This is a genomic window from Mesorhizobium sp. YM1C-6-2 (assembly GCF_003666685.1).
Lineage (GTDB): Bacteria > Pseudomonadota > Alphaproteobacteria > Rhizobiales > Rhizobiaceae > Mesorhizobium_K.
Genome location: NZ_RCIZ01000002.1, coordinates 730,411 through 743,716 on the forward strand (window position 1 = coordinate 730,411; position 13,306 = coordinate 743,716).

Annotated in this window: 15 protein-coding genes; 12 read left to right on the plus strand and 3 right to left on the minus strand. The window is 64.7% G+C overall.

Features of this window, described 5'->3' with window-relative positions; all coding sequences use genetic code 11:
- Positions 1 to 9 precede the first annotated feature (9 nt).
- From D8676_RS08240 to D8676_RS08265, 6 genes are all read left to right on the plus strand, one after another.
- Entirely contained in the window at positions 10 to 684 is a 675-nt protein-coding gene (locus tag D8676_RS08240; protein WP_121580472.1) for an isochorismatase family protein, read from the plus strand.
- Positions 685 to 822: 138 nt separating this feature from the next.
- Positions 823 to 2,187, plus strand: coding sequence for an NAD(P)-dependent oxidoreductase (locus D8676_RS08245; RefSeq protein WP_121580349.1), 1,365 nt, complete (start codon positions 823 to 825; stop codon positions 2,185 to 2,187).
- A gap of 3 nt (positions 2,188 to 2,190) precedes the next feature.
- Entirely contained in the window at positions 2,191 to 3,021 is an 831-nt protein-coding gene (locus tag D8676_RS08250; protein ID WP_121580350.1) for a methyltransferase domain-containing protein, read from the plus strand.
- Between the two features lie 13 nt (positions 3,022 to 3,034).
- A complete protein-coding gene (gene preA, locus D8676_RS08255; protein WP_121580351.1) occupies positions 3,035 to 4,348 on the plus strand; it encodes an NAD-dependent dihydropyrimidine dehydrogenase subunit PreA in 1,314 nt (437 codons plus the stop codon).
- A 132-nt stretch (positions 4,349 to 4,480) separates the two neighbouring features.
- Complete coding sequence (locus D8676_RS08260; RefSeq protein ID WP_121580352.1) at positions 4,481 to 4,849, plus strand: DoxX family protein; 369 nt, start codon at positions 4,481 to 4,483, stop codon at positions 4,847 to 4,849.
- 138 nt (positions 4,850 to 4,987) lie between these two features.
- Complete coding sequence (locus D8676_RS08265) at positions 4,988 to 6,763, plus strand: cation:proton antiporter (RefSeq protein ID WP_121580353.1); 1,776 nt, start codon at positions 4,988 to 4,990, stop codon at positions 6,761 to 6,763.
- A 32-nt stretch (positions 6,764 to 6,795) separates the two neighbouring features.
- Here the strand turns inward: D8676_RS08265 and D8676_RS08270 are convergent, their stop codons facing one another.
- From D8676_RS08270 to D8676_RS08280, 3 genes are read right to left on the minus strand one after another with little or no spacing between them, the layout of a single operon-like run.
- Positions 6,796 to 7,182, minus strand: a complete 387-nt coding sequence (locus D8676_RS08270; protein WP_121580354.1) for a VOC family protein — start codon at positions 7,180 to 7,182, stop codon at positions 6,796 to 6,798.
- Between the two features lie 31 nt (positions 7,183 to 7,213).
- Entirely contained in the window at positions 7,214 to 7,825 is a 612-nt protein-coding gene (locus tag D8676_RS08275) for a sigma-70 family RNA polymerase sigma factor (RefSeq protein WP_121580355.1), read from the minus strand.
- A gap of 8 nt (positions 7,826 to 7,833) precedes the next feature.
- Positions 7,834 to 8,475: a TetR family transcriptional regulator C-terminal domain-containing protein gene (locus D8676_RS08280; protein WP_121580356.1), complete on the minus strand. Its 642-nt coding sequence runs from the start codon at positions 8,473 to 8,475 to the stop codon at positions 7,834 to 7,836.
- Positions 8,476 to 8,699: 224 nt separating this feature from the next.
- Between D8676_RS08280 and D8676_RS08285 the strand changes: the two genes are divergently transcribed.
- From D8676_RS08285 to D8676_RS08310, 6 genes are all read left to right on the plus strand, one after another.
- Entirely contained in the window at positions 8,700 to 10,028 is a 1,329-nt protein-coding gene (locus D8676_RS08285) for an aspartate aminotransferase family protein (protein WP_121580357.1), read from the plus strand.
- Positions 10,029 to 10,231: 203 nt separating this feature from the next.
- On the plus strand, positions 10,232 to 11,482 hold the full coding sequence (locus D8676_RS08290) for a Zn-dependent hydrolase (RefSeq protein WP_121580358.1): 1,251 nt from the start codon (positions 10,232 to 10,234) through the stop codon (positions 11,480 to 11,482).
- Positions 11,483 to 11,502: 20 nt separating this feature from the next.
- A complete protein-coding gene (locus D8676_RS08295; protein ID WP_183097026.1) occupies positions 11,503 to 11,778 on the plus strand; it encodes an antitoxin MazE-like protein in 276 nt (91 codons plus the stop codon).
- Entirely contained in the window at positions 11,775 to 12,107 is a 333-nt protein-coding gene (locus tag D8676_RS08300) for a type II toxin-antitoxin system PemK/MazF family toxin (RefSeq protein ID WP_121580360.1), read from the plus strand. Before D8676_RS08295 ends, D8676_RS08300 begins: the two co-directional genes overlap by 4 nt.
- The gene (locus D8676_RS08305; protein ID WP_147448171.1) at positions 12,108 to 12,491 is read left to right on the plus strand and encodes a hypothetical protein; all 384 of its coding nucleotides are present in this window, start codon (positions 12,108 to 12,110) and stop codon (positions 12,489 to 12,491) included.
- Positions 12,488 to 13,297 (plus strand): ABC transporter ATP-binding protein, encoded by an 810-nt coding sequence (locus D8676_RS08310; RefSeq protein ID WP_245426667.1) that lies wholly within the window; start codon positions 12,488 to 12,490, stop codon positions 13,295 to 13,297. The genes D8676_RS08305 and D8676_RS08310 overlap by 4 nt, the downstream gene beginning before the upstream one ends.
- The last annotated feature ends 9 nt before the right edge of the window (positions 13,298 to 13,306 follow it).

Below are 13,306 nucleotides of genomic sequence, written 5' to 3' on the forward strand. Positions count from 1 at the left end.
ATCGGGTCCATGAAGACACCGCTCACCGTTGCTCGCGACCGGGCGGCCCTGCTCTGCATCGACCTGCAGGAGGAGCATCGCCAGGACCGACGCCTTCTCGCCGTCGGCTTCGACGGCGTCGTCGCCAATGTCCGGCGGCTGCAGGACGCCACCCGGGAAAACGGCATTCCCGTCTATCATTTCGCCTATATCGTCGATGCCGCCGCATCGCTTCCGCATCATCCCAAGCTGCCGGACGGCCGCTCGGCCTTCAGCGACAAGGACGATCCGCTGACCGCCATCTGTCCCGAGGTCGCGCCGCTTGACGGCGAGCGGCTTGTCATCAAGTCCGAGGCCAACGCATTCGGCACCGGGCTGGGCGATGAGCTGAAGGCGGCAGGCGCCGAGTGGCTGTTCGTCTGCGGCGTCTGGACGGAGGCCTGCGTCGACGCCACGGTGAAGGCCGCGCTGAAGCTCGGCTTCCGGGTCGTGCTGGTGAAGGACGCCTGCGGCAGCGGATCGGCCGCCATGCACCAGACCGGCATCCTCAACCTCGCAAACCGGCTTTACGGTGGAGCCGTGACCGATACCGAGGGCGCATGCCGCCTGATGGTGGGGGAGGCGGTCACGGCGTGGCAGCCGGACCGGCCGGTCCCCATCCGCTACGGTTTCGAGGATGCCGGCGCCCTTTACGCCGAGCTCTGAGGTGCTTCAGCTCTATAACTTGACTAACATTATCATGTTTTTACGCTTTGAAATCAAGGGCTTGGGCAAAATTTGACCGATTGATAAAAAATCAAAACGTGCTAGCCTTCCGGAAAAACCAATAATGGGGAATTCCGTATGCCCGAAGGCCAGTTCAAGGAAGGCATTGCCGGCGGACGTCTGGCGCCTTCCCAATACGACGACAATTTCGCGGACCTGCATCCTCCGCTCGATCACCACGAGGCGCTGGTCGAAAGCGATCGCTGCTATTTCTGCTACGACGCGCCCTGCATGCATGCATGCCCGACCGAGATCGACATTCCGCTGTTCATCCGCCAGATCTCGACCGGCAATCCGATAGGCTCGGCCAAGACGATCTTCGACCAGAACATCCTCGGCGGCATGTGCGCCCGCGTCTGCCCGACCGAGACGCTCTGCGAGGAGGCCTGCGTGCGCGAGGAGGCGGAAGGCAAACCGGTGCAGATCGGCCGCCTGCAGCGCTACGCCACCGACACGGCGATGACGGCCGGCAAGCAGTTCTACGAAAGAGCCGCGCCGACCGGCCGCAAGATCGCCGTCGTCGGCGCCGGCCCCGCCGGTCTTGCCGCCGCGCATCGCCTCGCCCGTTACGGCCATGACGTCACCATCTTCGAGGCGAAGGAAAAAGCCGGCGGCCTCAACGAATACGGCATCGCGGCCTACAAGAGCACCGACGATTTCGCGCAGGCCGAGGTCGACTACGTCACCGCCATTGGCGGCATCACCATCGAGCATGGCCGCGCGCTCGGCCGCGACATCCATCTTGCCGACCTCGCCGCCGCCTATGACGCGGTGTTCCTCGGCATGGGGCTTGGCGGCGTCAATGCGCTGAGGGCCGAGGGCGAGGATGCCGGCGGCGTCGACAATGCCGTCGAGTTCATCGCCGAGCTCCGCCAGGCCGAGGACCTTGCCTCGCTTCCCGTCGGCCGCAAGGTGGTCGTCGTCGGCGGCGGCATGACCGCGATCGACGCCGCGGTGCAGTCGAAGCTGCTCGGCGCCGAGGAAGTCACGATCGTCTACCGGCGCGGCAAGGAGCATATGAACGCGTCCGAGTTCGAGCAGGACCTGGCGGCGTCGAAGGGCGTCACCATCCGCCACTGGCTGCAGCCCAGGCGTGTCGTCTCACAGTCCGGCAAGGTGGCCGGCATCGAGCTGGAATACACTGAGATGCAGGACGGCAGGCTCGTCGGGCTCGGCCAGACGGTCACCGTCCCCGCCGACCAGGTGTTCAAGGCGATCGGCCAGACCTTCGTCGGCGATCACCTCAACGGCAGTGGCGCTTCCATCGCCATGCGGGACGGCCGCATCGAGGTCGACGCCGAAGGGCGCACGTCGAATGCCAAGGTCTGGGCCGGCGGTGACTGCGTCGCCGACGCGCGCGAGGACCTGACGGTCGCAGCGGTCGCGGCTGGTCGCGACGCTGCAGAGAGCATCCATCGGGCGCTTCGAGGAGCGGGAGGATGATCGATGAGCGACATCGAGGAAGGCGTAAGCCGGCACTATTCCGCCTATGACGTGCTTCCCCGCATCCGCGCGGGGCTGCAGGCGATGGGGCGCGATCCCGATCATGTCGAGCCGGGCGACCTGAAGCTCGTGGACGAATTCCATATCGGCGGCGCGGAAGCCACCGCCGCCCTGCTTTCGGAGCTGGAGATCAAGCCGGGCATGGATGTGCTCGACATCGGCTGCGGCATCGGCGGGCCGGCCCGCACGATCGCACTGGAGAAGAAGGCCAACGTCACCGGGGTCGACCTGACGCCGGATTTCGTGGAAGCCGCAAGCACGTTGTCCAGCATGGCCGGCATGGGCGACCGCGTCGTCTTCAGGGTCGGAAGTGCGCTCGATCTTCCGTTCGCCGACGCTTCGTTCGATTTCGCGACGCTGCTGCATGTCGGGATGAACATTGCCGACAAGCTGAAGCTCTTCCAGGAAGCGCACCGCGTGCTGCGTCCGGCTGGCGTCTTCGCCGTCTACGAGGTGATGCGCACCGGAGACGGCACCCTCGCGTTTCCCGTCCCCTGGGCCGAGCGCGAGGAACTGTCGGCGCTTGCGGCGCCCGATGCCTATCGCGACGCGGCGGCAAAAGCAGGCTTCCGGCTCGACGGCGAGACGGACCGCCGGCCGATGGCGCTCGACTTCTTCCACCGCATCCGCGCCCAGGCGGCCGGCGCCAAGCCGTCGCCGCTCGGACTGCACCTCCTGATGGGACCGACAGTCGGCCAGAAGATGGCCAATATGATCGACGCCATCAAGGCGGGCACGATCGCCCCCGTCCAGATGATTTTCCGCAAAGCCTAGCCGGAGAAAAGCCATGGCAGACATCCGCAACAACTTCGTCGGCATCAAGAGCCCGAACCCGTTCTGGCTGGCTTCGGCGCCCCCGACCGACAAGGCCTACAACGTCATCCGCGCCTTCAAGGCGGGCTGGGGCGGCGTGGTCTGGAAGACGCTCGGCGAGGAGGGGCCGCCCGTCGTCAACGTCAACGGGCCGCGCTACGGCGCCATCTGGGGCGCGGACCGTCGCCTGCTCGGCCTCAACAATATCGAGCTCATCACCGACCGCGACCTGCAGACCAATCTGCGCGAGATCAAGCAAGTCAAGAAGGACTGGCCCGACCGTGCCGTCGTCGTATCGCTGATGGTGCCCTGCGTGGAGGAAAGCTGGAAGGCGATCCTGCCGCTGGTGGAGGAGACCGGCGCCGACGGCATCGAGCTCAATTTCGGCTGCCCGCACGGCATGTCGGAACGCGGCATGGGATCGGCGGTCGGGCAGGTGCCGGAATATATCGAGATGGTGGTGCGCTGGTGCAAGGCGAACACCCGCATGCCGGTCATCACCAAGTTGACGCCCAACATCACCGACATCCGGAAGCCCGCGCGGGCAGCACTCGCCGGCGGCACCGATGCGGTCTCGTTGATCAACACGATCAACTCGATCACCTCGGTCAATCTCGACACCTTCTCGCCTGAGCCCTCGATCGACGGCAAGGGCACGCATGGCGGCTATTGCGGTCCGGCGGTGAAGCCGATCGCGCTCAACATGGTTGCGGAGATTGCGCGCGACCAGGAGACACGCGGCCTGCCGATCTCGGCGATCGGCGGCATCACCACCTGGCGCGACGCGGCAGAGTTCATGGCGCTCGGCGCCGGCAACGCGCAGGTCTGCACGGCGGCCATGACCTACGGCTTCAAGATCGTGCAGGAGATGATCGCCGGGCTCGAGAACTGGATGGACGAGAAGGGCCATCGCTCGCTCGACGACATCGTCGGCCGCGCGATGCCCAACGTCACCGACTGGCAGTATCTCAACCTCAACTATGTCGCCAAGGCGCATATCGACCAGGACGCCTGCATCAAGTGCGGCCGCTGCCACATCGCCTGCGAGGACACCTCGCATCAGGCGATCACCGCGATGGTGGACGGCGTCAGGCACTTCGAGGTGATGGAGGACGAGTGCGTCGGCTGCAACCTCTGCGTCAACGTCTGCCCGGTCGAGAACTGCATCACCATGGTGCCGCTCGCCGCCGGCGTCATCGACCAGCGCACCAAGCAGCCGGTCTCGCCCGTTTATGCCAACTGGACCCAGCATCCCAACAATCCGGCGGCCAGGCAGGCAGCCGAATAGTTCCTCCTGCCGGGCGGGCGGCCGCGTTGCGTATCGGCCTCCGCCCGGTTCCCCCTGGGAAACGCTTCAGGCTTTGCCGCGCCGCCCGAATCCGCTAGCAGTCGAAGGACGAAGCTCAGGCGGGATGGTACGATGACGGCGACGACACTGGTTCTGATCGGCCGCGTGGTGTTCGGCGCCTTCTTCCTGATCGCGGGTATCCGCAACTTCCGTCATTTTGGCGAGCGCCTGGAGATCCTGACCAATTACGGCTGGAAACTGCCGGCGCCGATCATGGCTGTGGGTTTCGCCGTGCAGCTGCTTGGCGGGCTTGCGCTGATATTCGGCATCTGGACCGTGCCGGCGGCGGTCGCGCTCATCCTCTTCCTGGTCGCCGCGACGCCGCTCTACCACAATCTCTTCATGTTTCAGGGCAAGGAGCGCGACCCGCATCTCTACCTGACGCTGGTCAACATCACGCTCGCCGCCGGCCTTTTGCTGGTCATCGCGGACGCGAGCTGACGGTTCCAGGCCGCGGGCGAGGTTGGCCGAACCCGAGCAGACACGAATTCTCCAATTCGTGAGGCCTGAACGGTCGAAAACTGTTTGACTACATCGATTTGCGCCGACAGAACGGGGCAGGACTTTTCGGAGTCGCCTTTGCCGCATGACGTGAACCTCATAGCGACGATCGCCGTCGGTTTCGTGCTGGCGTCGATTTTCGGCTACCTGGCCGACAGGCTCAGGTTGCCGGCGCTCGTCGGCTATCTGGTCGCAGGCATCTTCGTCGGCCCGTTCACCCCCGGTTTCGTCGCCGACACCGGCATGGCGGGGCAGCTCGCCGAAATCGGCGTGATCCTGCTCATGTTCGGCGTCGGCCTCCATTTTTCCGCCTCCGACCTGTTGGCTGTCCGGGGAATAGCGATCGCCGGCGCGGTCGGCCAGATCCTGCTCGCCACGCTCATGGGCATGGCGCTCACCCATTTCTGGGGCTGGAGCGTCGGGCATGGCATCGTCTTCGGCCTCTGCATCTCCGTCGCAAGCACCGTGGTGCTGCTCAAGGCGCTCGAGGAGCGCAACCTCCTGCAATCGACGATGGGTCGTGTCGCGGTCGGCTGGCTGATCGTCGAGGATCTGGCGATGGTGCTGGCGCTGGTGCTGCTGCCCGCCTTCGCCACCGTTCTCGGAGGCCATGCGGACACCGGCCACGGCGACGCGCAGCAGGGACCGGTGGCGATCGTGCTCCTGCTGACGCTCGCCAAGGTTGGCGGCTTCGTGCTCATGGCCGCCCTGATCGGACCTCGTGTGGTGCCATGGGTACTGATCAAGGTGGCGCGCACCGGGTCGCGCGAACTCTTCACCCTTTCGGTGCTCGCGCTTGCGATGGGCATCGCCTTCGGCTCCGCCGCGGCTTTCGGCGTCTCTTTTGCGCTCGGCGCCTTCTTCGCCGGCGTCATCATGGGCGAATCCCAGCTCAGCCACCGCGCGTCCACCAATTCGCTTCCCTTGCAGGACGCGTTTTCGGTGCTGTTCTTCGTGTCGATCGGAATGCTCTTCGAGCCGACGGTCCTTGTCGAAAGACCTCTCGAAGTGCTCGGCGTGGTCGTCGTCATCGTCGTCGGCAAGCCGATCGCCGCCTTCCTGATCGTTCTCGCGCTGCGCTACCCGCTCCGGCTGGCGCTTGGCGTTTCAGCAAGCCTGGCGCAGATTGGCGAGTTCTCCTTCATTCTCGCCGGGCTCGGGGCGACCTACGGGCTGATGACCACCGAGGGCCAGAGCCTGATTCTGGCGGGCGCCATCCTGTCGATCACGCTCAATCCTCTGGCTTTCTCCGCGGCCGACGCCATCGATCGCCGGTTGCGCGCCCGCTTCCCCGTCTGGGCGGTCAATTTCGGCAAGCGGCACGAGCGCGTGCTCGCCGTGGAGCTCGAGCGCATCCGGGGGGAGGCCGAAAAACGCGAGCACGAGCAGGCGCGCAAGATCACCGAATTCGTCGAAACCTTCCCGCTCTTCTCAGCCATCGACAAGGAAGACCAGGAAGAGCTGCTGCTGCTCTTCGTGCCTCTGTCGGCAGCGCCCGGTGACCGCATCATCCGGGTGGGCGAAAAAGGCGACGCCATGTACTTCCTGGTGTCGGGAACCGTCGACGTACATGTCAAAGGCACTGCATTTTCCCTGGAGGCGGGAGCGTTCTTCGGCGAGATGGCGCTGCTCACCGGTGCGCCGCGCGTGGCGGACGTGACGGCCGTGGATTTCTGCAATTTCCTGGTGCTCTACCAGAGGGACTTCCGGCTGTTCATGTCGCGCCACCCGGAAGTGAGGGCGGCGGTCCAGGCGATGGCCGAAGAACGCCTCGCCATGAACCGGGCGGCGGCGACCGCCGCCGAGCATGGCGACGAGCGCCTGGACCAGGGGGCTGCCGCGACCGATCGGTAGGTCAAGGCCGCCGTATATGCCTGCCGGGCCGTCTAGCCCTGCGTTCGCGACAGCTTGTCGGACTGGTAGAACGAGACTGTGTGGCCGTCGGGGTCGCGAAAGTCGGCGAACCAGCCGTCTGGCGCCTGCGAGACAGGCGTCACGATCTCGATCCCCGCCGCCGCCAGCGAGGCGATGACAGTATCGATCCCGCCCTCCGGCAGGTTGAAGACGACGTTCGGCGAATTGCCCGGCTTCGGATCGCCCTTGAACGCCATCACCTCGACATTGCTTCCGATGCTGGCCATCAGGAACGAGCCGTGATCGTCGTCGTCGAAGCGCTGGAAATCGAGGCCGAGATGTTCCCGGTAGAAGCGTTCGGTGCGGTCGATGTCGCGGACGTTGAAGATGATCGTGACGCGGTCGATCTTCTGGCGCATGGCATACTCCTCTTGACTGGTTGTTGCGCCCTTAGTTGCCGCGGCCTGCGGAAACGTGACCGCCGGAGATCAAAATTATCATGCCGTCGGGGTCGCGCACCGCAAACTGGCGGACCGGCCGCGGTGGCAAGGCCGCCTTCATGGCCCGGCGGGCGAGGCCGAGCGGTGCCTCTGCATGCCTCTCGACGAAGGAATGGGGGCGGGCCCCTGATGTCTCGATCGCCTTCCTGAGGCCGGCGATGCGCTGCCTGAGGGCGACATCGTTCAACCCGAGGAGATAGCCGATCTCGCGCCGTCCCATGCCGAGATTGATCAGCAGCGCCACCACGCGGCGGCTCGGCGGCAACGCGACGACCAATTCCTGTGGCAGCTTCATCTGCGTGCTGTCGCTGGCGTCGCGCTCGAAGCCGTGAGCCGTTTCGCGATGCCTGCGCCGGACCGCAGTCCGCGAGAGGAAGCGCGCCCGCAGCATGATCGCGCCCCTGGCCCAGGCGATGAAATTCGGATCGGCCGGGCTTCTGCCCTGGCTGATCGCCGAGAGAAGTACGTCCTGAACGAGATCGTCCGCCTCGTGGGCGATTTTCGAATGGCGTACGGCTACCGCTTGTAGACTGCGCAGGACAGATGCGGACAGTTGCGGCATCGGTGCGATCAGCCTTTCCGGCGGGGGCGCAATCCGTCCAGGAAGAGTTGCTCGAGGAAATGTGCGGCCGCCTCGAAACGGCTCTCGCCGTCACGGTCGGGGCCGAGCACGGCGCGCACCTGCACGTCGAAATCGGCGTAATGCTGCGTCGTCGCCCAGATCGAGAAGATCAGGTGCCATGGATCGGTTTGTACGATCTTGCCGTCGCGCATCCAGCCCTTGATCACTTCAGCCTTCTCGTCGACGAGATCCTTCATGTCGCCCTCCAGCATCGGCTTGATGCGCGGTGCGCCCTGCAGGATCTCGTTGGCGAAGAGGCGGCTCTCGCGCGGATAGTCGCGCGCCATTTCCAGCTTGCGGCGTATGTAGCCGCGCAGCTCCGTCAGCGGGTCGCCGACATTGTCCAGTTCGCGCAGCGGCGCCAGCCAGGTGTCGAGCAGGCGCTGCATCAGCGTCTCGTGGATGTCTTCCTTGCTGCGGAAATAGTAGAGCAGGTTGGGTTTCGACATGCCGGCGGCCTCGGCGATCTGGTCGATCGTCGAGCCGCGGAAGCCGTGCGCGGAGAAAACCTCGAGCGCCGCCTCCAGGATCAACTCGCGCTTTTCCTGCTGGATGCGCGTGCGCCGGGGGGCGGCCGCCGCGGCAGTCATGCGCCGAACCCCCGGGAGCGTCTGTGGCCCAATTCGCTGGACCAGTTTTTGCTCATCTGTGGAGCGCGCTCCCCGAGCTTCATTTACGCTATCAGTCCCCTTGACCGCCTCTTTGGCGGTGCTAACGTTTGTCCATTCGGTCAAAATTCGACTAGCACGAAAAGGCCTCCCGGACCAAGCGCTGGCATCACCGCAACGGGTTTACTTGAAAGGAAAGCTTGGTCATGTCGAACCGGCTCAGGGTTACGCCGAACGATCTCAACGCATTCTGGATGCCGTTCACGGCAAACCGGCAGTTCAAGCAGGCGCCGCGCATGCTGGCCGCCGCCAAGGACATGCACTACACGACCACCGACGGCCGCAAGATCCTCGACGGCACGGCGGGCCTCTGGTGCGTCAATGCCGGCCACTGCCGCCCCAAGATCACCGAGGCGATCCAGCACCAGGCGGCCGAGCTCGACTACGCGCCGGCCTTCCAGATGGGCCACCCGATCGTCTTCGAACTCTCCAACCGGCTGATCGACATCGCGCCTGCCGGCATGGAGCATGTGTTCTACACCAATTCGGGCTCGGAATCGGTCGACACCGCGCTGAAGATGGCGCTTGCCTACCACCGCGCCAAGGGCGACGGATCGCGCACCCGCCTCATCGGCCGTGAGCGCGGCTATCACGGCGTCAACTTCGGCGGCATCTCGGTCGGCGGCATCGTCACCAACCGCAAGATGTTCGGCACGTTGCTCGCCGGCGTCGATCATATGCCGCATACGCATCTCCCCGCGAAGAACGCCTTCACGCGCGGCGTGCCGGAGCATGGCGCCGAACTCGCCAACGAGTTGGAGCGCATCGTCGCGCTGCATGACGCCTCGACGATCGCAGCCGTCATTGTCGAACCGGTCGCCGGCTCGACCGGCGTGCTCATCCCGCCGAAGGGTTACCTGCAGAAGCTTCGCGAGATCTGCACCAAGCACGGCATCCTTCTGATCTTCGACGAGGTCATCACCGGCTTCGGCCGCCTCGGCACGCCGTTCGCGGCCGACTATTTCGGCGTTACGCCCGACATCATCACCACCGCCAAGGGCGTCACCAACGGCGTCATCCCGATGGGCGCGGTGTTCGTGAAGAAGGAAATCCACGACGCCTTCATGAACGGGCCGGAGCATCTCATCGAGTTCTTCCACGGCTACACCTATTCCGGCAATCCGATCGCCTGCGCGGCCGCGCTCGGCACGCTCGATACCTACAAGGAAGAGGGACTTTTGACCCGCGGCGCCGAGCTCGCGCCCTATTGGGAGGAGGCGTTGCATTCGCTGAAGGGCGAGCCGAATGTCATCGACATCCGCAACATCGGCCTCGTCGGCGCGATCGAGCTCGAGCCGATCGCCGGCAGCCCGTCCAAGCGCGCATTCCAGGCTTTCGTGAAGGCCTTCGAGCGCGGTGCGCTGATCCGCACCACCGGCGATATCATCGCTTTGTCGCCGCCGCTGATCATCACCAAGGGCCAGATCAACGAACTGATCGATCACGTCCGCGAGGTGCTGCGGGCCGTCGACTGATGACAGCGATTTGCGAGGCGGCGACGGGAACCGCCGCCCGCACGCTGGAGTATGATCCCGAAGATCATGCTCGGATAAAAAGACACAGCATGATCCCCGGGAAGTCGGAACCGGTTTTCGGATCAGATCATGCCGGATAAAGATAGAGCGTGATGGTGCTTTGACGAAGCATCATCGCGCTCTGTGCAATGAGAGGAAGCACTATGACCGCCCCCGGCGAAAATCTCCGAATCAATTCAGACCGTTTGTGGGATTCGCTGATGGAGATGGCCAAGATCGGCCCCGGCATCGCCGGCGGCAACAATCGCCAGACGCTGACCGACGAGGACGGCGAGGGGAGGCGGCTGTTCCAGAAATGGTGCGATGCGGCGGGTCTCACCATGGGCGTCGACCAGATGGGCACCATGTTCGCCCGTCGCGAGGGCACGGACCCCGACGCGCTTCCCGTCTATGTCGGTTCGCACCTCGACACCCAGCCGACAGGCGGCAAGTTCGACGGCGTGCTCGGCGTGCTGGGGGGCCTCGAAGTGATCCGCACCCTGAACGACCTCGACATCAAGACGAAGCATCCGATCGTCGTTGCCAATTGGACTAACGAGGAAGGCACCCGCTACGCGCCGGCCATGATGGCGTCGGCGGTGTTTGCCGACATGATCACCCAGGACTACGCCTACGACCGCCAGGACAAGGACGGCAAGCGCTTCGGCGATGAGCTGGAGCGCATCGGCTGGAAGGGCGACGAGCCAGTAGGCGCCCGCAAGATGAAGGCTTTCTTCGAACTGCATATCGAGCAGGGGCCGATCCTCGAGGACGAGGACATTGACATCGGCGTCGTCACCCACGGCCAGGGCCTGAAGTGGCTGCAGGTCACGCTGACCGGCAGGGAGGCGCATACCGGCTCGACGCCGATGCCCAAGCGCCGCAACGCCGGGCTCGGCATGGCGCGCGTCACCGAACTGGTGCACGAGGTGGCGATGGACTACCAGCCGGACGCCGTCGGTGCGATCGGCCACATGGAGGTCTATCCGAATTCGCGCAACATCATCGCCGGCCGCACCGTCTTCACCGTCGACATACGCTCGCCGGAGAAGAAGGTGCTCGATACGATGGATGCCCGCATCCGCGAGGGCATCGCCACGATCTGCGAGGCGCTCGACATCAAGTTCGAGATCGAGCAGGTCGGCCATTTCGATCCGGTGACCTTCGACAAGGATTGCGTCAAGGCAGTTCGCGACGCCGCCGAGCGGCTCGGCTACTCGCACCGCAACATCGTATCCGGCGCCGGCCACGACGCCTGCTGGGTCAACCGCGTCGCGCCGACGGCGATGGTGTTCTGCCCCTGCGTCGATGGGCTTTCGCACAACGAGGCCGAGGAGATCTTCCCGGAATGGGCGGCCGCCGGCTGCGACGTGCTTTTCCACGCGGTGGTCGAGACGGCAGTGATCGTCGAGTGAGGCGGCTGCCGGGAGGCCTGTTGAACAAGGCTTGGAAAGCGAGGATAATTGCCGCGATCCAGGAGGAGGCCATCGTGGGGCGTCCAAGAGAATTGACGGCGGAAGAACGGCGACAACTTATTTCCGAAGGCTACCGGCCCGTGGAAATGTGGGTGCCTGACCTGTCCGATCCACAATTGCTGGCCAAGGCCGACGCCGAAGCCAAGAGGATCGCCAAGGCCGATCAGGACGAAGATATTCTGGACTGGATCGAGGCGGTACAGAAGGACATGTGGGAGGGCGAAGACCGTACATGAAGCGCGGCGATGTGGTGATTGTCGCGTTGCCGGGGGATCTGGGCAAGCCGCGACCGGCAGTCATCGTGCAGGCCGACGTTCTCAACGACAATCTCAGGACAATCATGCTTTGTCCTATCAGCAGTTTCTCCTCCAACCCCAGCTTCTTTCGCGTTCCCGTCGAGCCCACTCCTGAAAACGGACTTCGCTTGCCCTCGGAAATCATGGTGGAGAAGCTCCAGGCCGCCAACCGCATCAGGATAGCCCAGGTTATCGGCCGACTGGACGACCTTACCCTTCGCAAGCTCGCCCGATCGCTGACGATCGCGCTCGGCTTGACGGAGGTCTGATTGAAGCGTCCGTCCTGTCTTTCCGCATTGCTGAGCCTGACCGTCGCTGTCGGCGTCCCTGCGATCTCAGCCGAACTCGACATCCCCGGCAACTATGGCAACGAGGCCGGCTGCAGGCATGCCGCGACCGGCGACTTCGAAGGCGATGATTTGCTCCTGCTGACACGCCGCGACGTCAGCACTTACGCGACGCTCTGCTCCTTCGTTCATCTCTACCCGGCCGAGGCGGACAGCCACGTGGCCGTCGTCACCTGCGGTCATGAGGGCGAGGGCTACACGACGCTCGGCCTCATGCGTGTGCAAAAAGATCCCGATGGCGTGGACGCCTATCACATCTTCGACGAAGATGGTGCCACGTGGGGGAAGGCCGGGCGGTGTCCATGACGATGACGGAAGCTGCGGCGGGGGAAACGACGGCTGTCGTCGAAGCCAGAAAACTCGGTCTGACATTCCAGACGAATGACGGGCCGGTGCAGGCTTTGACCGGCGTCGACCTCACCATCGGCAAGGGCGAGTTCGTCTCCTTTATCGGGCCTTCGGGCTGCGGCAAGACCACGTTCCTGCGCGTGATCGCCGATCTCGAAAAACCGACCGAAGGCACGATCTCGGTCAATGGCATGTCGCCGGAGCAGGCGCGCGAGCGCCGCGCCTACGGCTACGTCTTCCAGGCCGCCGCGCTGTTTCCCTGGCGCACCATAGCGAAGAACGTCGCGCTGCCGCTGGAGATCATGGGCGTCCCGGCGGCAGAGCAGAAGGCGCGCATCGCGCGGGTGATGGACCTCGTGAACCTCACCGGTTTCGAGAAGAAATATCCCTGGCAGCTTTCAGGCGGCATGCAGCAGCGTGCTTCCATCGCCCGTGCGCTCGCCTTCGACGCCGATCTTCTCCTGATGGACGAGCCGTTCGGCGCGCTCGATGAGATCGTGCGCGACCATCTCAACAAGCAGCTTCTCGAACTCTGGGCGCGCACCGACAAGACGATCTGTTTCGTCACGCATTCCATCCCCGAGGCGGTCTACCTGTCGACGCGCATCGTCGTCATGTCGCCGCGGCCGGGCCGGGTGACCGACGTGATCGAATCGACGCTGCCGAGGGAACGTCCGCTCCACATCCGCGAAAGCGCTGAATTCCTCGCCATCGCCCACCGCGTCCGCGACGGCCTGCATGCGGGACACGGCTATGAGGATTGAGGGGGCTTG